14 protein-coding genes are annotated in these 18,373 nt (G+C 54.1%); 7 read left to right on the top strand and 7 right to left on the bottom strand.

Annotation, left to right across the window (positions count from 1 at the left end; genetic code table 11):
• Nucleotides 1-127: 127 nt before the first annotated feature.
• Both AB8880_03760 and AB8880_03755 read left to right on the top strand, forming a co-directional pair.
• Nucleotides 128-1,330 carry a DegT/DnrJ/EryC1/StrS family aminotransferase gene (locus AB8880_03760; GenBank protein ID XDZ66522.1) on the top strand — a complete coding sequence of 401 codons (1,203 nt, stop codon included), beginning with the start codon at nucleotides 128-130 and terminating at the stop codon, nucleotides 1,328-1,330.
• 64 nt (nucleotides 1,331-1,394) lie between these two features.
• Nucleotides 1,395-2,378 (top strand): arginase family protein, encoded by a 984-nt coding sequence (locus AB8880_03755; protein ID XDZ66521.1) that lies wholly within the window; start codon nucleotides 1,395-1,397, stop codon nucleotides 2,376-2,378.
• A 57-nt stretch (nucleotides 2,379-2,435) separates the two neighbouring features.
• Here the strand turns inward: AB8880_03755 and AB8880_03750 are convergent, their stop codons facing one another.
• Nucleotides 2,436-7,646, bottom strand: coding sequence for a beta strand repeat-containing protein (locus AB8880_03750; GenBank protein XDZ66520.1), 5,211 nt, complete (start codon nucleotides 7,644-7,646; stop codon nucleotides 2,436-2,438).
• 561 nt (nucleotides 7,647-8,207) lie between these two features.
• Here AB8880_03750 and AB8880_03745 point away from each other — a divergent pair.
• The 4 genes from AB8880_03745 to AB8880_03730 all read left to right on the top strand — a co-directional run bounded on the left by AB8880_03745 (nucleotide 8,208) and on the right by AB8880_03730 (nucleotide 11,155).
• On the top strand, nucleotides 8,208-8,414 hold the full coding sequence (locus tag AB8880_03745) for a cold-shock protein (protein ID XDZ66519.1): 207 nt from the start codon (nucleotides 8,208-8,210) through the stop codon (nucleotides 8,412-8,414).
• 479 nt (nucleotides 8,415-8,893) lie between these two features.
• Nucleotides 8,894-9,601 (top strand): ABC transporter permease, encoded by a 708-nt coding sequence (locus AB8880_03740; protein ID XDZ66518.1) that lies wholly within the window; start codon nucleotides 8,894-8,896, stop codon nucleotides 9,599-9,601.
• Nucleotides 9,594-10,307: an ATP-binding cassette domain-containing protein gene (locus AB8880_03735; protein XDZ66517.1), complete on the top strand. Its 714-nt coding sequence runs from the start codon at nucleotides 9,594-9,596 to the stop codon at nucleotides 10,305-10,307. The genes AB8880_03740 and AB8880_03735 overlap by 8 nt, the downstream gene beginning before the upstream one ends.
• A 38-nt stretch (nucleotides 10,308-10,345) precedes the next feature.
• Nucleotides 10,346-11,155: a substrate-binding domain-containing protein gene (locus tag AB8880_03730; protein XDZ67012.1), complete on the top strand. Its 810-nt coding sequence runs from the start codon at nucleotides 10,346-10,348 to the stop codon at nucleotides 11,153-11,155.
• 45 nt (nucleotides 11,156-11,200) lie between these two features.
• Here the strand turns inward: AB8880_03730 and AB8880_03725 are convergent, their stop codons facing one another.
• The 6 genes from AB8880_03725 to AB8880_03700 form a co-directional block, all read right to left on the bottom strand.
• Nucleotides 11,201-12,058, bottom strand: coding sequence for a substrate-binding domain-containing protein (locus AB8880_03725; GenBank protein XDZ66516.1), 858 nt, complete (start codon nucleotides 12,056-12,058; stop codon nucleotides 11,201-11,203).
• Between the two features lie 137 nt (nucleotides 12,059-12,195).
• Nucleotides 12,196-12,582, bottom strand: coding sequence for a hypothetical protein (locus AB8880_03720; GenBank protein ID XDZ66515.1), 387 nt, complete (start codon nucleotides 12,580-12,582; stop codon nucleotides 12,196-12,198).
• A 59-nt stretch (nucleotides 12,583-12,641) separates the two neighbouring features.
• On the bottom strand, nucleotides 12,642-13,346 hold the full coding sequence (locus AB8880_03715; GenBank protein ID XDZ66514.1) for a ParA family protein: 705 nt from the start codon (nucleotides 13,344-13,346) through the stop codon (nucleotides 12,642-12,644).
• Nucleotides 13,347-13,561: 215 nt separating this feature from the next.
• A complete protein-coding gene (locus AB8880_03710; protein ID XDZ66513.1) occupies nucleotides 13,562-14,446 on the bottom strand; it encodes a hypothetical protein in 885 nt (294 codons plus the stop codon).
• A 126-nt stretch (nucleotides 14,447-14,572) separates the two neighbouring features.
• The gene (locus AB8880_03705; GenBank protein XDZ66512.1) at nucleotides 14,573-15,781 is read right to left on the bottom strand and encodes an NAD(P)/FAD-dependent oxidoreductase; all 1,209 of its coding nucleotides are present in this window, start codon (nucleotides 15,779-15,781) and stop codon (nucleotides 14,573-14,575) included.
• Nucleotides 15,782-15,938: 157 nt separating this feature from the next.
• Nucleotides 15,939-16,868, bottom strand: coding sequence for a LysR family transcriptional regulator (locus AB8880_03700; GenBank protein XDZ66511.1), 930 nt, complete (start codon nucleotides 16,866-16,868; stop codon nucleotides 15,939-15,941).
• A gap of 162 nt (nucleotides 16,869-17,030) precedes the next feature.
• Between AB8880_03700 and AB8880_03695 the strand changes: the two genes are divergently transcribed.
• On the top strand, nucleotides 17,031-18,338 hold the full coding sequence (locus AB8880_03695) for an NAD(P)/FAD-dependent oxidoreductase (GenBank protein XDZ66510.1): 1,308 nt from the start codon (nucleotides 17,031-17,033) through the stop codon (nucleotides 18,336-18,338).
• The last annotated feature ends 35 nt before the right edge of the window (nucleotides 18,339-18,373 follow it).

The raw sequence follows: 18,373 nt of genomic DNA, 5'->3' as shown, positions 1-18,373 counted from the left end.
GCCACCTGCTGATGAGATCACAACTTGCCAAAATTCAGGATGCACCATACGATCATTTCAATCGGGATGACTCCTGTCCTGAAATGACAGGCTCGATGATTTACGCACTTTTTCAAAGGCCCTGACCTTGACCGGAAGCTCTTTCACCAAACCTTTCACCCAGCAGGAAGCCATTCCCGCCACCGGCATCGCCCGCGCGGTTGAAGTCATGCAGAGCGGCAGGCTTCACCGCTATAATCTTGCCAAGGGCGAAGAAAGCGAAGCCAGCCTGCTTGAGATGGAATATGCCCGGTGGCAGGGGGTTGATTACTGCATTGCCTGCACTTCGGGCGGTTACGCCATTCAGCTCGCCCTGCGGGTGACGGGGGTAAAGCCCGGGGACAAGGTGCTCGCCAACGCCTATACGCTCGCACCGGTGCCGGGGGCGATCCATAATGTCGGGGCTGAGCCGGTGCTGGTGGATATTGATGATAACTATCACATTGACCTTGATGATCTGGATGCGAAAGCTGCCCGGAGTGGCGCGAAGTTTCTTTTGCTGTCGCATATGCGCGGACATATCGCGGATATGGACAGGGTTGTTGAGATCTGCACCAAACACGATATCTGCCTTATAGAAGACTGCGCCCACACGATGGGAGCCAAATGGCGCGGCATCAGATCAGGAAATTTCGGCAAGGTCGCGGCGTTTTCCACCCAGACCTACAAGCACATGAATTCCGGCGAAGGCGGGTTTCTCACCACCAATGACGCCGAGATCGCCGCGCGTGCTGTTGTCTCTTCGGGGTCCTATATGCTGTATGGAAGGCATGGCGCTATCCCTGCCGAAGACGTGTTTCAGAAAATCCGTCTTAACGCACCGAATTATTCTGGCCGGATGGACCATCTGCGGGCGGCTATTCTGCGGGCGCAGCTTCCTCTGCTCGAAGAGAATTTGTCCCGCTGGAATGAACTTTATGATCATCTTTTTGCCCGTCTTGCGCAGTTGAGCGGGGTTGTCATCCCAAAACGCAAACAGGAAGAATTCTATGTCGGCTCCTCGATCCAGTTCCGTGCAGAAGGATTGAGCCGGGCGCAAATTCCCCAATTCGTCGAAGCCTGCGGCAAACGCGGGGTTGAGCTCAAATGGTTTGGCGATGACGAACCCAAAGCCTTCACCAGCCGTTACGACAGCTGGCGGTATATCAACGACATGCCGGTCCTTCCCAATACGCTTCGTGTGCTGGAAAAGACACTTGATATGCGGGTGCCGCTGACCTTCAACACCCGTGACTGTGACCTTATTTCCGATATCATCGACGATGAGATGCGCCGGCTCATGTCCGGATGAGCGGATCGCCTCATCCTGAATACAAAAGGAAGCTTTCCGGCATTTTCAAAAAAGGGGTAATACGATGGCAAGAGAACACGATCAGAGCATGATGGACAACCTCTACTGGTGGGGAGTGCCGACACTTTTCCGCGCGCCCCATGCCGCGGCAGATGGTGCGGACATTGCCCTTGTTGGCGTGCCACACTCCACCGGCAATGGCACCACCGAGCGTGATCAGCATCTTGGCCCGCGCGCTGTCCGGAATGTGTCCGCGCTCCAGCGGCGTGTGCATGGTGATTTCCGGATTGATCCCTGGTCATCTGCCCGTATCGTTGATGCAGGTGATGTTCCCTTCCCCCGCGCCAATGACAACGAAGACTGCATCCAGCGTATCACGGATTTTTTCACGGAGATTGATCATGCCGGTGCCCGGCCGGTTTCGATCGGTGGAGATCATTCCATCACCGGCGGCATTGTTCAGGCTCTGGGCTGCGGCAGGATTTCCGGGGGTGAGCCTCTGTCCTTCCTGCATCTTGATGCGCATACCGATGTCTTTACCAAGGTCGATCATTTCCTTGGTGCCGAAAAGTCAGCCGCGCATTGGGGGGCCTATCTTGCCGATCAGGGCAAGGTTGACCCGAAGCGTTCGATGCAGATCGGCCTTCGTGGACATCCGCGGACACTTGACTGGCTCCAGCCATCCTATGATTACGGATATAATATCGTCACCATGGCGGATTATCGCCGAAGAGGCGCTGCTGATGTGGTGCGCGAAATCAAATCCGTGCTCGATGGGCGGCCGGTCTATATCACCTTTGATCTGGATTGCCTTGATCCATCGGTTGCGCCCGCTGTTTCGAATATCGAACCTGGCGTGGGCGGGTTTTCCATCGATGAGGCGGTGGAACTGCTGCGCGCCGTCCGCGGGATGAATATCGTTGGCGGTGATGTTGTCTGCATGATGCCGACCAAGGACAGCCCCAACCAGATCACGGCCATGGTTGGGGCCGCCGTCATGTTTGAAATGATCTCCATGATCGCGGAAAACTGCGCGCAACCGGCCTAGAGCCGGTCATGTAGCGCGGGGTGCAAGGATGCGGCAGGCTGAGGGGCCTGACCTTTCCTATCCCCCGCCGGATGCAAAAAGGACGACGGTGAGCGTCACGTCATCCGTCAGGGATGGCGAGCCATCATCCGCAAGTTGCACCTCGAGAGAGAAAGTAGTGTCGTTGTTACTGCTCTTGGTAGAGTCGGTTGGGTTATCCTTCCAGGATATTTCAATATCTTGATTCTCTTTCGTTTTAAATTCAAACAGGTCAGTATCCGCAGAACCCGAAACCAGCGACCAGGTCAGGGTGGTACTTGCGTCCGGATCGGTGCCAGAAAGCGTGAAAAGAACGGTATTCTCATCATTCGTGCCAACAAAGAATGAAATAGCGGTTTCAACGTCGTTAGATATGTCCTCATTGTCAGTGACGGTGATTGAGGGGGTCTCGTTCACATTGGTCACATCCAGCGTGAAGTTCAGTGTGGCTGGCGCGCTCCCTGTTCCGCTCACGCTCGGCGTCACCGTCACCGTATGGCTGGTGGCCGTCTCAAAATCCAGATCAACTCCCGCTTTCAGCCACAACTCTGTCCCATTCCGGATCTCGAACAGCGTTTCCCCACCAACCTCGACCGTATTGACCGTCGCCGTGTTCGTCCCAAGATCATCATCAGTGAACGTGATTACCGCAAGTTCCTGCGCCGTCGTGGTGCCCTCGGCTACGCTCCCCGTGCCGGTGGAAAGAGTCATCGCCGTCGGCGCCTCATCCACGTCTGTCACCGCGATGGTGACCGTCTGATCGGTGGTGAGACCACCCGAATTTGCCTGAACCGTGAACGTGTATGTATCCTTCGTCTCGTGGTCCGGTATGGTGTGGGAATTGAACGTCACCGCCCCGCTGGTGGCGTTGATATCGAACAGATCGTCATTGCCATCACCAGGAACCTTCACCAAGGACCAGGTGATCGCTGCCCCTGCCACATCAGGGTCGGCCGTTGCCGTGTAGACCGCCGTGCTCGCCGAAACCAGCGTATTCTCCGCAAGCGCTGTGCCCGTCGCACCCGAGGTGATCACCGGTGCTACGTCGTTCAAATCCGTCACCGCGATGGTCACTACCTGATCGGTGTTGAGACCGCCCGAATTTGCCTGAACCGTGAACGTGTATTCCTCCTTCACCTCATGGTTCGGCGTCGTGTCACTCTGGAACGTCACCTCTCCGCTACCGGCGTTGATACTGAACAGCCCGTCATCATCCGAACCTGACAAGGACCAAGTGATCGCCGCCCCTGCCACATCAGGGGTGCCCGTTGCCGTGTAGACCGCCGTGCTCGCCGAAACCAGCGTATTCTCCGCAAGCGCTGTGCCCGTCGCACCCGAGGTGATCACCGGTGCTACGTCGTTCAAATCCGTCACCGCGATGGTCACCACCTGATCGGTGGTCAAACCACCCGAATTTGCCTGAACCGTGAACGTGTATTCCTCCTTCACCTCATGGTTCGGCGTCGTGTCACTCTGGAACGTCACCTCTCCGCTACCGGCGTTGATACTGAACAGCCCGTCATCATCCGAACCCGACAAGGACCAGGTGATCGCCGCCCCTGCCACATCAGGGGTGCCCGTTGCCGTGTAGACCGCCGTGCTCGCCGAAACCAGCGTATTCTCCGCAAGCGCCGTGCCCGTCGCACCCGAGGTGATCACCGGTGCCACGTCATTCGCATCCGTTACATTCAGGGTGAAGGTCTGTGCGGCTGGGGCACTCCCTGATCCACTCACGCTCGGCGTCACTGTCACCGTATGGCTGGTGGCCGTCTCAAAGTCCAGTGCGGCCCCCGCCTTCAGCCATAATTGAGTGCCATTCCGGATCTCAAACCGCGTCGTGTCATCTACCGTCGCTGTGTTCGTGCCAAGATCATCATCGGTAAACGTGATTACCGCAAGTTCCTGCGCCGCAGATCCCTCTGCCACGCTCTCCGTGCCGGGGGAAAGAGTCATCGCCGTCGGCGCCTCATCAACATCCGTCACCGCGATGGTGACCGTCCGATCGGTGGTCAAACCGCCCGAATTTGCCTGAACCGTGAACGTGTATTCCTCCTTCACCTCATGGTTCGGCGTCGTGTCACTCTGGAACGTCACCACCCCGGTGTTGCTGTCGATATTGAACAGATCGTCATTGCCATCACCAGCAACCTTCACCAAGGACCAGGTGATCGCCGCCCCTGCCACATCAGGCTCACCCGTTGCCGTGTAGACCGGCGTGCTCGCCGAAACCAGCGTATTCTCCGCAAGCGCCGTGCCCGTCGCACCCGAGGTGATCACCGGTGCCACGTCATTCGCATCCGTTACATTCAGCGTGAAAGTCTGTGTCAGCGCTGAGTTCGTGCTCGCCGTCACCGTCACCGTATGGCTGGTGGCCGTCTCAAAGTCCAGTGCGGCCCCCGCCTTCAGCCACAACGCCTTCACCCCCAGGGTGCTGGTACTGTCAAGGATCTCAAAAAGCGTCGTGTCATCTACCGTCGCCGTATTCACCCCGAGCGCGTCATCCGTAAAATCTATTACCGCAAGTTCCCGCGCCGCAGTTGTGCCTTCCGCCACGCTCCCCGTGCCGGGGGAAAGAGTCATCGCCGTCGGCGCCTCATCAACATCCGTCACCGCGATGGTGACCGTCTGATCGTCGGTGAGATTGCTCGAGGAAGCCCGAACCGTGAACGTGTATGTATTCTTCACCTCAAAGTTCGGCGTCGTGTCACTCTTGAACGTCACCGCCCCGGTGTTGCTGTCGATCTCGAACAGATCGTCATTGCCATCACCAGGAACCTTCACCAAGGACCAGGTGATCGCCGCCCCTGCCACATCAGGGTCGGCCGTTGCCGTGTAGACCGCCGTGCTCGCCGAAACCGCTGTGTTCTCCGCAAGCGCCGTGCCCGTCACGTCCGAGGTGATCTCCGGCGCTTCGTCATTCGCATCCGTCACATTCAGGGTGAAGGTCTGGGCGGCTGGTGCGCTCCCTGATCCCGTCACGCTCGGCGTCACTGTCACCGTATGGCTGGTGGCCGTCTCATAATCCAGCGCCACACCAGCATTCAGCCACAACGCCTTCTTCCCCGGGGTGGTGGTACTGTCACGGATATCGAACAGTTTTTTCTCCCCGACAGCGACATAATTCACCTCCGCCGTGTTCGTGCCAAGCGCGTCATCGGTAAACGTGATTACCGCAAGTTCCCGCGCCGCAGTCGTGTCCTCTGCCACGCTTGCCGTGCTGGGGGAAAGCGTCATCGCCGTCGGTGCCTCATCAACATCGTCAACATCCAGCGTGAAGGTCAACACGTCGTCTAGTAGTGAGGCCCCTGTTCCCGTCACGCTCGGCGTCAATGTCACCGTATGGCTGGTGGCCGTCTCATAATCCAGCGCCACCCCGTCTTTGAGCCATAACTCCGTCCTGTTCTGGATCTCAAACAGCGTCGAGCCACTACCACTCAACGTTACCGTATCCGTGCCAATTGTGTCACCACCGGTGAAGATGATATCCGCAAGCTTACGTGCCCCGGTCGCGTCCTCTGACACTCTTGCCCCGGGCTCTCCGGGAAAAGTCATCGCCGTCGGGGCTTCATCCACGTTCCTCACCGCGATGGTCACCACCTGATCGGTGAAGAGCTCTTCCGAGGTCGCCCGAACCGTGAACGTATAGCTACCCTGCGTCTCAAAATCCGGCGTCGTGTCATTCTGGAACGTTACCACCCCGCTGGCGTCGATCTTGAACAGACCGCCATCACCAGACTCCAGCAACGACCAGACAATTATGTCATCGTCATCCGTCCCCGTTGCCGTGTAGACCGGCGTGTTGTTCAAAACCAGCGAATTTTCCACAAGTTCCGTGCCTGTAGCACCCGAGATGATCTCCGGTGCTTCATCTATACTGATCACCGTCACGGTGAGGGTTGACGCTGCCGAGAAATTCTCCCCGTCCCAGACCCGAAATTCAATCTCAAGATCCCCATGGTAATTGGTATTCGGCGTCACGATCAGATCGGGGATGGATGCAAGGTCCACAAACGCGTATGAAGCCTGAAGATTTGTAAGAGTTATACCTCCTGGAATAAATTTGCCTGACAGTTGATCCTTAAGGTCCTCGGTAAATCCCATTCCGGCGGTCAGGGCGGTATTCCCTCCCTCATTGACCAGCCCGATACTGGCATTAGCAATGTTATTGCCATCAGCAGCACTCTTGACCTTGATAAATATGCCCTCAAGTTTGGATGACGGACCGTCCGAGTTTCCGCCCGGATCAAAAAAACCGAAGGCCTCAGAAAGGCCTCTTGCGTTGATTGCGCCGCTATCGTCGGTGATCACACCTCCAAGACGGAAGACGGTATCTTCATCAATTTCGTAGGTGCCACCATTCGCGATCGGCTTGCCTGACTGGATAGCCCCCGCCAGTTCGATACGATCCAGAACGGCTTTTCTGAGCGCTTCATAGATGTCCGTGTTGTTAGGGTTGTTAGGGTCGCCTAAATAGTATCCGAAATAGCCGTCCAATACGCGTTCCAACTGGTCAGGATTCAGCACGGTTGAACTTGTTACACCGTCTATGTTGCTATAATGAGGATTATATCTCAATTCCGTCAGGCTGATAGCGGCATGGCTGATCAGCGTGCTGATATAATCGCTGATTTCTGCTGCGCTGGCGCCTAGTCCGGGATCGGTTATGCTCCCGTGGTAGGAGCGCCCATACGAGGGCAGGACGTAATTTGCCGGATCCGTCACATCCGAAATCGTCACCACATTTTCACCGAAAATACTATTCAGAATACCTTGATAATCGCCGCCACGTTGCACCAGAAAGTCCGTCAGTGGTGTTGCGATCACCCTTACTTCACCTCCCAACGGTTCGATTCCGTAGTAAGTCCCGGTCAGCTGCGCGCCCGTTTCAACATCAATCGCCCCGTTGACATCCGCAATGATGGGGTGACCTTCAAGATTGTTTCCGGGCAATATTTCAGCATAGCCGGTTTCATCGGTGATACCGAACGGCTCGCCTGGGTCATACCTGCCATTGCCATCGACATCGGCAAAGACCCGTGCGCCCCAAACCGGGCCGTCAGCGACAAAAGCTGTATTAAGGTCATCGGCGGCATGGTCGCTATCCACGCAGGCTGCCAGAACAACCCCGCCCATCGTCCAGACCATGACACCGGTATATCCCTCTCGGGGACGGGAGGGCGTGGCTTTACCGGGTTTTGCGGTGATTACTTGTTTCGACGAATCAAAAAGGTTCTTAATTTCGTTTGGCATGGTCAGGCATCCTCGTGGTCTGTGCGTACTGGTTTCATCACAAGCCCGTCAGCACCAATCACAGAACTTCCCCCGAAGACACAAACCAAACCTGATAGCCAACACATGGCGATTCTGCTGAAGCAGGCCTGCTATCCAATGTACAGCAGAAAGGTTAATAAAAAGTTAACAAAACATAATTTTTTCAGCGACGGCACCCCCCCCCCCGCCTTTATTAGGCAAATATAATTATTATATGTTTTCAATAGTATAAACCCAATTTCTGCCGATAAAACATCCCATGGCACCGGGGGGCCAAAGGTTAAATTATGGGCATGCCGGGGAGTTTTGAGCATGCCGGGGTAAAAGACCTGTTTTTCCGGCCACGCGGCCGGTAAAGGCGATATTAGCCCCGCCAGTGGCAAAGGCTTGCTTTTGCACCGCAGGTAATAAAAATTGTGGACAATTGGCAAATTATATGTGAAATCGGTCCTAATTTGCCCCATTGGCAAATTGGTTCGCAGTTTTTCTTCGTCACTGAATGGAGGTTGCAGACCATAACCCCGATCAACGGAGAATAAGATGACTGTTGGAACAGTGAAATGGTTTAACCCTGTCAAAGGCTACGGCTTCATCGAGCCGGAAGATGGCAAGCAGGACGTTTTCGTTCATATCAGCGCCGTGCAGAATTCCGGCATGAGTGAACTCAAAGAAGGCCAGAGCGTTTCTTTTGAGCTTGAGACCCAGAAGAACGGCAAACAGGCTGCCGTCAATCTCAAAGCCAACTAAAGCTCTGACTTCAACCTGCTTTCAGGTTGAGGACATTACCTGCACATAAATCGCTGAGCTGTCTTTATGGCTCAGCGATTTCGTGTCTGAACAGGGGGAAGCCGGCTTGCCTTACCGGCTTTTCAGGAAAGATGCTCGCGGCGGCATTCAGTTTGAAAAACTGCTTCCCATCCCCTTGAAGATTCCCTTGAGCCTTTTTGATACATGCGCCGACGGCTCGTCTGGTGCGAAAGCATCGTTATTCGGCCGCAGATATGGCGCCACCGCGAAAGACCCCGCGGCAATAACCACCACTGCTATGATGACAATAATCAGGTTTCGCATATCCTGAGTATACCCACGATCCGTGCTTTTCATCCAACCTTAATCTGTATTTTCAATAATCTGCGTTTTCATTGCGCCCGGGGTTGCATCCATAATTTTTCCGTAAATATGTTTTTTTTACATGATTTTTGAAATTATCGCATTATAATGCCGGAATGGATATTTACTGGGAATCTGTTTCAACCGCTTTCCGGCTTCTTGCAACGGCCGACAGGGAATTGATGGAAATCATCCTGCTTTCGGTGCAGGTCAGCCTCACCGCGCTTGGGGTATCCTGCCTTCTTGGCCTGCCAATAGGCACGTTTCTGGCGATCCAGCGCTTCCCCGGGCGCGGCACGGCCATCAGCATGCTGAATTCGCTCATGGGTCTGCCGCCGGTCGTGGTGGGACTGCTTGTCTACCTGCATCTGTCGCGTTCCGGCCCGCTCGGCTGGCTTGGCCTGCTTTACACGCCGACGGCGATGATCATTGCCCAGATACTGCTGATCACGCCAATTGTCGCCGCCTTGAGCTGCCAGATCATCGAAGACCTGCAGGAGGATTACCGTGATCTTTTCACATCGCTCGTCGTGTCAAGATCAGCCGCGGTAAAAGCCTATATCATCGATGCCAGATATTCCCTTCTCACCGTCGTGCTGGCGGGGTTCGGGCGCGCCATCTCGGAGGTTGGCGCCGTGATCATTGTCGGCGGCAATATCGATCACGTCACCCGGGTGATGACCACCACGATTGCCCTTGAGACATCGAAAGGTGAGCTGGCGCTGGCGCTGGCGCTTGGTTTAATTCTGCTTGCAATGGCCATGCTGGTGAACTTTCTGGCAACCTGGCTCAAGCAATCTGCAAAAGACAAAGCCTATGTCTAGCGAGATACTCCCCATTTGCGTTGAAAATATTTCCGTGACCCGGGGAGGACGCCGGCTTCTTCATGACGTCAGCTGCACGATTGAACGTGAAGGGATATCCGTGATCATGGGCCCGAACGGGGCTGGCAAAAGTCTCTTTATCCGGTGCCTTCACGGGCTTACGGAAATCGATGCCGGCACGATGCTTTTCGGAAACCTGCCCCTCAATGCCGGCATACGGCAGCAGCAGTCCATGGTTTTTCAGACCTCGACCATGATGCGGCGCAGTGTTCTTGCAAACATGCTCTTTGCGGCACACCAGCAACACCAAACAGATCACCGACATATTCACGAGATACTGGAAAAGGTTGGCCTCGACCATCTTTCCCAACAATCCGCCCGGCTGCTTTCGGGTGGTGAGAAGCAGCGGCTGGCGCTCGCGCGCGCGCTCGTCACCCGCCCGAAAATTCTCTTTCTTGATGAAGCCACGTCCAATCTTGACCCAGCCTCGACCAAGATCATCGAAGATATCATCTCAGCAGAAAGCCAGTCCGGCACCAAGGTGGTGGCCGTCACCCATGATATCAGCCAGGCCAGGCGACTTGCCGATGACGTGATTTTCCTCAACGCGGGCAGGCTTTGCGAGCACAGCCCGGCATCGCGGTTTTTCAAGAAACCCTCTTCCGACAAAGCTCAAGCCTATCTGGCGGGCAAGATCGTCATCTAGCAAGGACCTCACCTCAACCATGAAAGGAAACACCCATGATGATTAAATACTTTCTCCTCCCTCTGTTCCTCGCCTCATTGATCGCGGGCCCGGCGCTTTCCGAAAGCTCAATCATCGTCCAGTCAACCACCTCGACCAAAAACTCAGGTCTTTATGACTATATCCTGCCCCGGGTGAAGGCGGATACCGGCATAACCGTCCATGTCGTGGCCGTTGGCACCGGTGCGGCGATCAAGAACGCCATGAACTGCGATGGAGATGTTCTGCTCGTCCACAGCCGCAAGCGCGAAGACAAGTTTGTCGCCGATGGATATGCCTCCCGCCGCTATGACGTCATGTATAACGATTTTGTCATCATAGGACCTGCAGCTGATCCGGCCGGGATTGCCGGCCTCAATGATGCCGCAACAGTAATGAAGAAAATTGCTGCAACACAAGCGTTCTTTGCCTCCCGCGGGGATGACTCCGGCACCCACAGCAAGGAAAAATCACTCTGGGCCGCCGCCGGTGTTGATCAGGAAGCCGCATCAGGCAGCTGGTATCGTAAAACCGGGTCCGGCATGGGCGCGACGATCAATACGGCAATCGGCATGGGCGCCTATACCCTGACGGACCGTGCAACATGGATAAATTTTGGCAATAAGGATGATTTCAGGATCATGGTCGAGGGGGACAAGACCATGTTCAATCCCTATGGCGTGATGCTGATCAGCCCTGAAAAATGCCCCACCGTCAAAGCCAAAGAAGGCCAGGCCTTCATTGACTGGCTGATTTCGGCGAAAGGGCAGGATGCTATCGCGTCCTATGAAGTGAATGGCAAAAAACTGTTTTTCCCCAGCGCCGAATAAATCCGGCACTATCTTTCCGGCGGCGGTCGTTCTGCCACCGGAACATTACAGCGAATTGAAATGAACAGCCCCGAGATGGCCAAAATCATACCCGGGGTAGTCCTTTCTGATCCGTTCAAATTCGGGGCTTTTACAGAAACCGAGAAACTGCTGAAACCCTTCCTCGAAATAAAACTGCCGTGAGACCAGAAGATCCACACGTTCTTCCAGCATTGGCACAAAACCAAGACGATACCTCCTGGCAAGATACTCAAGCCCGAAGGAAATATCCGCCACCCCTTCAATCAATGCCAGAACCGCTTCAAGTTCGGTGTGTTTTTCGGCCGTTTTGTGGATTGCCCCCGGATCGATCTTGTGTTCCGCCATCAGGCTGTCAAAAAGTAACTGGCTGCCAGAACCTTTCTGCCGGACACAGATACGATGGCCGATTATTTCCCTGAATTCATTGATCTGACCTTCGAGATCACGCGCGGTGATCAACCCCCGCTGTCGCCTTGCCCATTCGATCAGCACAAAATTTCCCGAAGCAAATCGTTCCCGGACGGCATTAATGTTCCATGATCCGGCATCGGGGTCAAAGATATGCAGGGCACTCGCCGCTGCATTGCCTTCTTCAACAAGATCAAGCCCTTCGCTGCTGCCATTCCAGATGGTTGCAATCTTGACGCCGGACTGCCGCAATACATCCTCAAGACATGGATCATGGCTGCCCGTGATTGTGGCTGGCACGTTGAGCGGCTTCCGGCCCTTTTCAAGCCAGTGCATGATTTCATCCCGCGGGAAAAGAAGCTTGCCCGTTGTCTTGTGAAACGGGATGAGCGAGCGGGCAACCAGATCATAGATCTTGCGCTCCTTGACACGCATCAGGGCGGCGACTTCCTTTGTTGTCAGATATGTGCTCATTTCAAAACATGGAGGCGCGTTGAGGTTTCATCCATCATGATAGGATAGAGTTGTGCAAGATCAAATCAGAAAAGGCCTGACGCCTGATCAGAAAAGCCGATGGAAAAAATCACCTGAGTCTTTTGGCAAGCCCCGGATCAACCGCCGCCACTGAACGTATTCTTGAGCCCGTCCGTCACGCCCCGCTGTCTTTCGCCAAAAGAGCAATCCGCTGTCACCCGCTGAAATTCGCTGGCCTTGAATATCATCCCGTCGTATTCAACATCTTTATATTTCGGGCTCAGCACCAGCTGGAGTTTCTCCCCCTTTATCGCATCGATGCTGGCCTGACCCTTGGCGAGGGAATAGGTTCGGCCGGATTCAAGTTTCTTGACGGCAAAGTAGGCTGACGGAACATCACATTCGTTCACAAGCACAATTTCAGCGGTGATTTCGCGCCGCTCTTCATTGGTGATTCCAGTCTGAATATAGAGATAGGTGCCGATAGCAATCAGCGGAACAGCCAGGAAGACAAGATTTTTCATTTCAATTCAACCGGTGCTGACAATATAAAAGATTGTGGTGTCTTTATCGCTTAATAAGGCTAGCCACGCAAGGGCACAACATTCGTGTCGCTGTAGATCTCATCAAGTTTGCCCGTCAGCACATAATCGCAGATGAATTGCCCAAAGCGTTCAAATTCTTCAAAAAATCTGGTGCCATGGGTACCGATCAGCCCGGAAAACTGCTCTGATTTGTGTTTGATGACCGATAGTTCCGACAAGCCTGGAGCAATGACGACATCAAGATCCGTCAACGCCTTTGCCAGATAGTTCAAGTTGCGCTGCTGGGGCGCAAGCCTGTTCGGCACAACAATGATATGAGGCGTAAGGCTGCCTGCGTTGTCTTTCAGCTCCTGTATCTCACGAATGAAATCTGAAGTCGGGCGGATATCCGTCCAGGAGAGGGAAACAGGGACAAGGAGGCATTTGCACATCATCATCGCCTGATGAAGGGTTTCAGGTTTTCCCGCCGACGTGTCGAGCAGCATGACATGATTGCTGTAAGAAAGCTCACTCCGCATCAAGGTATCAAGGGTCATGACATTGACCGCATCGTAACGCCCGCTGATCGGCAGATGCTTGACCTTGCCTGCGGGAAAGACCGGCGACAGGCTTTCATAGCTGCTGCCCTGCAGGTCTGTGTCTATAACGGTCATGGAAAGCCGCGGCTTGCGCATGCGCAAATAGTCCGCAAGATAGCAGGTAAGAGTGCTCTTCCCCACCCCGCCTTTCACATTTGCTATCATGATGCCTGAAGTAATCATGAATGAAGTCAATTGCCCGGGCTTATTATCAAAACAAAACGCTACAACAAATAATTACATAAATTCAAACAAATAGCGCTTTCTATTGAATTACCTATTTAAGAATAATTCTTTCATTAAACTCTTATATCGAAACTAGCATGTTTCAAACGTAAGTCACAGAGCCCATTTGTATCAGTGCCTATCCCGGGTTCTGTTCAGGATTTTGACATCAACCGCCGAGCTTCCTCAAATAATTGCCGACTTTGCTCGGCATAAATAGCTGATGAAATATGACCGTTCTGATAAAACTGTTTCAACTGCTTCATCCTGGCCTCGATCTTGCCCAGTTCAATCAGGGTTACGTCTTCTGATCGATCCATCGAAAATGACGGGGCAGCGGCCGCCGATGCTTCAACCGCCGAGAATTGGGAACTTTCCTCCGGATCAATCTTGTTGGCGTGCGTTGCCGCGGCCGGTGCTCTGCGGCTGCGCTGCTTGATAATAAATCCGTCAATACTGTCTTCACTCTGTTCCGTCACCTTAGCCGCCAGCGTTTCCTCTTCCGGAGCGGTTTTCGGCTGGTTGAAATAGAGCGGGCCTATTCTGCTGCCTTCGGTCGGCTGTTCTGCCAGCACCACTCCTGCGCTGTCCCGGTTGTTCCGGTTGAGATAGGTGACATTAAGCGGCATCTCCTCCATGCTGACGCCGGGTGGTGTCGGCTGGCCGCCGGTCTGGGATGCCGCCGCCATCCTGGGATGGGCCTTATCGAAACGAATATCCGGCTCCATTTGCCTTGCCGCTGCCTCGGTGGGCTGGGGCTCTCTCTTATCTTCGATCTGCCCCCACGAGACCCGAAGAACAGGCTGATCCTTTGAGGTGGAACCAGTTGACGCCTTGCTCATGGAAGGATTGCTGCTGGTTGAATTTCCCCGGTCAGTCTCAGGCTTGCGGATGCGGGACAATTGAAAACTGACCAGCGACAAGAGAAGCAGTATGAGCGACGCAACAAACAGAAGCACAACCAGCTGCGCCATGGTTGCCGACTGCCCGAACAGATCACTCCAAATAAAATCCAGCCGGTCAGGCATTTGCCCTGTCATCTTCCTGTCTCATTATCCAGAAATTTGCATTTCAGATATAAAATAGCCTCTATCGCCGATCAAATAAAGACATTTGCTCAACGGGCTTGCGCCCGGTCCATGGACAGGCTGAATTTCCACTAATGATCAAAGCCAGTCTTTAAGATTGGCTTCCGCATCCCCGGCAATATCTTTCGGCAGATTTTTACCCGCATCGATAAGACGTTTTGCGATCATGTAGGCACGCGGATCCCCGAGCGCATCAACAGCGATAAGCTGGTCGGCCGCATAGTACCAGACAGATTGCGTCCCTTCCCTCGGGCCCGGACGGACGATCGTATCATCATATCCTCTGTTCAGCCCGGCTATCTGCAATGTCAGGTCATACTGATCTGACCAGAACCAGGGTTTCGGCATATAGGCGGCCTTATGTCCGGCGAGATTGGCGGCGACGACTTCACCCTGATCAATGGCGTTGCCCACGCTTTCAAGCCTGATCTGCTCGCCCTTGTATTCAAATCTTGTGCAATCCCCGCAAGCATAGATATCAGGATCACTTGTCCGGCATTCTCCATTGATGAGAATACCCTCATCGCAACGTATGTCCGCCTCTTCGGCAAGTTCGGTATTGGCAAGAATACCGATCCCGGCAATCACAAAATCAACCTTGAGCCGGGTTCCGTCGGTCAGGGTTGCTCCGGCAACACGGCCCGCCGAAACATCCAGCGAGGCAAGGCCTTTGCCTTCATGAAATTCAACCCCTTTACCAAGATGCATATCACGGATGAAGTCAGCCGTTTCCTCACTGGCAACACGGCCCAGAATACGCGGGGCAGCCTCAACAACCGTGACATCAAGCCCGAGTTTGCGGGCAATGGCAGCAGCCTCAAGGCCGATATACCCGCCACCGATCACCAGCAGTCGGCGACCTGCCTGAAATTCCGGCCGCATGGAGTCAATATCCTCAAGACCGCGCAGGGTATAGATCCCCGCCGCATCAGCCGTAATTTCCCGGGGAAGCGGCCGTGCCCGCGCCCCTGTCGCCAGCACCAGCTTGTCATAGGCCAGGTGTTCACCACCATCGAGCCGAACTGATTTTTCCGACCTGTTGATCGCTTCGATCCGGCATCCCGGGCGCATCGTGATATTGTTTTTTTCAAACCATTCCCGGGGCCGGAGATAAAGCCGCTCAAGGGGCATGTCTCCGGCAAGATAGGCTTTGGACAAAGGTGGCCGCTGATACGGCAAAACAGGCTCTTCACCAAGGATGATCAGTTCATCCTCTCCACCCATGGCACGATATTTTTCAGCGGTGGTCAGCGCGGCCTGCCCTGCCCCTATTATAAGAATTGGCATTGTCTCACCCTGATATTTACCCACCTCTATCAAGAACAGAGCGACATGACCAGTGCTAGTTTTGACGGTTCTGGCTGGCGAAAGGAAACCCTCACGTCATTGCCGATCACCTGCATCATGCAACTTTGCGGTATGAAGGATATTGCGCCCGCTAGTCTCAACCACCTTCACCCTTGTTGGTGAGTTTCCTTTTTCTGTTCGAGTGCTGATCAAGACGCGCGCTGATAATGTTCTTGAAACGTGTCTCCACCCGGTCCGGCTTCTGGTCATGACTGGTAATCATTGCAAGATCATGAAAGATGGGCGGGTCAAACGGGCGGCTGACCACTCCATCGGTATTCGGCACCGAGCCGTTGATCGGATCTACAATGGCAAGGTAATTTCCCGAAGATACAAGACGACGTGCCAGGGCAAAATACGTGCATGAAACCTTGTATTTCAACTCCACACCCTCAATGGACATGACTTTCTGCAATTGCCTGTCAACGTTGTGATCTCCGGTGATGGCAATGATATGCCGATCTTTGAGGTCCCTGGGGCCGATGCGGTCAAGATGCGTTAACGCATCATCCTCCCGCATGATACAGACACATGGCAGCGGGTGGATTTCCGCCTCAAGACCGGCAACAGGTACAGGCGTATCGATAAAACCGATATCTATCTGGCGACTGGCCACCCAGGATGAGATCTGGCGTGATGCCTGTATTATTATTTCAATGTAGACATCCGGATAGTCCTGCTGAAATTCGGCGATAATGCCGGGCAGGAAATTAAAGGCAAGAGTTCCATTGGTCCCGATACGGATTGCCCCGGATTCACCGGAACGAATCTCATCGGCGCGTTTCTCCACCCTTGAAAGCGCGGCCATGCTTTTCTGCACCTCATCGTAAAGCAACAAGGCTTCGCTGGTTGGCGCGAAAAACCCGCGATCACGATGAAACAACTGAAAGCCAAGCTCTTTTTCCAGATTGCCAAGAGCAAGGCTGACCGCGGGCTGAGAGATATTCAGCCGCTCCGCCGCGCGCGAGACTGAACCTGCATCAAACAATGCATCAAACACATCCAGATGACGCATTTTCAATTTCATCGGATAAATTCCCCCATAAATAAATCGAATAAAAAAATATTTTATATTAATTTGACTTATCAAAACAGAAAATTGATAGTTTTTCATATGATTGTTTTTGCGTCCGGATCGGTGCAGAAGTGATCTGATATAGGGGGAGTTTCTCGCAAGAGAAAATTTCAGATGAACGATATCTGGATAAGCAACTGGTCTCGCAATTCCTACTGGCTCGACGGGATGCCGGAACTGGCAGCGCAATCACATGCCCTTCCCTCCTCAACAGATGTGCTGATTGTCGGTTCCGGCTATACCGGCCTGAATGCCGCCCTTGAAACAGCGCGGGCAGGCCGGTCCACGCTGGTCCTGGATGCCGGCGAGCCCGGTTCAGGATGCAGCACACGAAATGGTGGCCAGATCAGTACCAGCATCAAGCCATCGCTCGCCATGCTCAACCGTAAATATGGTGAAACCAGGGCCCGTGCCATTCGAAATGAAGGCAAGGATGCACTGGACTGGATTGAAGAACGCATCAAGGCCGAAAAGATCGACTGCAGCTTTCAGCGATGCGGCCGATTCCATGCCGCGCACTCGGCCCGGGCCTATGAGGATCTGGCCCGTGACTCAGAACAGCTCAACTCCATTGAAGGTATCCCTTGCGCCGCCATCCCAAGGCAGGAGCAACATGGCGAGATTGGCACCGATTTCTATCATGGCGGCGTTGTCTTCCCCCACCACGCATCGGTGAACCCGGCGCGATATCACCGCGGGCTTCTGGAACGTGCGCGGAAAGCCGGGGCAACGGTTATTGGAAATTGCGCGGTGACCGGAATTGAGCGCAACAATACCGGATTTGAAGTGACCACCACCAGCGGCAGCATAAATGCAAGAGAGGTGATTGTCGCCACCAATGGATATACCGGCAACGCTACGCCATGGCTCAAGAGGCGCATCATTCCCATCGGCAGCTACATTATTGCCACCGAGCAATTGCCGCCGGAATTGATGGATCGACTTTTCCCGAAGAACAGGGTGATCAGCGATACCCGCAAGGTAGTCTATTACTTCAGGCCCTCACCTGACCGGACCCGGATTCTCTTTGGTGGACGTGTCTCTGCCGATGAAACCGACGCCGCTGTCAGCGGCCCGCGACTTTATGATGACATGTGCCGCATCTTCCCTGAACTGCGTAGCTACAAGATTTCGCATTCCTGGATGGGAACGGTCGCTTACAGTTTTGACGAACTCCCCCATACCGGCATCAAGGATGGCGTCTATTATGCCATGGGATATTGCGGAACCGGGGTCTCTCTTTCAAGCTATCTCGGCATGCGTGTCGGGCAGAAACTGCTTGGCCTCAAGGAAGGTACGACCGCTTTTGATGATCTGTCTTTTCCCACCAGACCTCTTTACACGGGCAAGCCATGGTTTCTGCCGCCGATGGTTGCCTGGTACCGATGGCGTGATCGCATGCAATCCAGAAGGAGCGCATAGACGTTGGGATTTTTTTCTGAAACCGGATGGAAAAC

Source organism: Alphaproteobacteria bacterium LSUCC0684 (assembly GCA_041228335.1).
GTDB lineage: Bacteria > Pseudomonadota > Alphaproteobacteria > Puniceispirillales > UBA1172.
The sequence above is the reverse complement of the archived record's forward strand: the minus strand, read 5'-3'. Positions and strand labels throughout refer to the sequence as shown.

Excerpts from the sequence above, each read along its gene's own strand:
- AB8880_03730 (XDZ67012.1), top strand. The coding sequence starts at position 10,346 with ATGATTAAATACTTTCTCCTCCCTCTGTTCCTCGCCTCATTGATCGCG.
- AB8880_03725 (XDZ66516.1), bottom strand. The coding sequence starts at position 12,058 with ATGAGCACATATCTGACAACAAAGGAAGTCGCCGCCCTGATGCGTGTC.
- AB8880_03715 (XDZ66514.1), bottom strand. The coding sequence starts at position 13,346 with ATGATAGCAAATGTGAAAGGCGGGGTGGGGAAGAGCACTCTTACCTGC.
- AB8880_03695 (XDZ66510.1), top strand. The coding sequence starts at position 17,031 with ATGAACGATATCTGGATAAGCAACTGGTCTCGCAATTCCTACTGGCTC.
- AB8880_03750 (XDZ66520.1), bottom strand. The coding sequence starts at position 7,646 with ATGCCAAACGAAATTAAGAACCTTTTTGATTCGTCGAAACAAGTAATC.
- AB8880_03755 (XDZ66521.1), top strand. The coding sequence starts at position 1,395 with ATGGCAAGAGAACACGATCAGAGCATGATGGACAACCTCTACTGGTGG.
- AB8880_03740 (XDZ66518.1), top strand. The coding sequence starts at position 8,894 with ATGGATATTTACTGGGAATCTGTTTCAACCGCTTTCCGGCTTCTTGCA.
- AB8880_03710 (XDZ66513.1), bottom strand. The coding sequence starts at position 14,446 with ATGACAGGGCAAATGCCTGACCGGCTGGATTTTATTTGGAGTGATCTG.
- AB8880_03705 (XDZ66512.1), bottom strand. The coding sequence starts at position 15,781 with ATGCCAATTCTTATAATAGGGGCAGGGCAGGCCGCGCTGACCACCGCT.
- AB8880_03720 (XDZ66515.1), bottom strand. The coding sequence starts at position 12,582 with ATGAAAAATCTTGTCTTCCTGGCTGTTCCGCTGATTGCTATCGGCACC.
- AB8880_03735 (XDZ66517.1), top strand. The coding sequence starts at position 9,594 with ATGTCTAGCGAGATACTCCCCATTTGCGTTGAAAATATTTCCGTGACC.
- AB8880_03700 (XDZ66511.1), bottom strand. The coding sequence starts at position 16,868 with ATGAAATTGAAAATGCGTCATCTGGATGTGTTTGATGCATTGTTTGAT.
- AB8880_03745 (XDZ66519.1), top strand. The coding sequence starts at position 8,208 with ATGACTGTTGGAACAGTGAAATGGTTTAACCCTGTCAAAGGCTACGGC.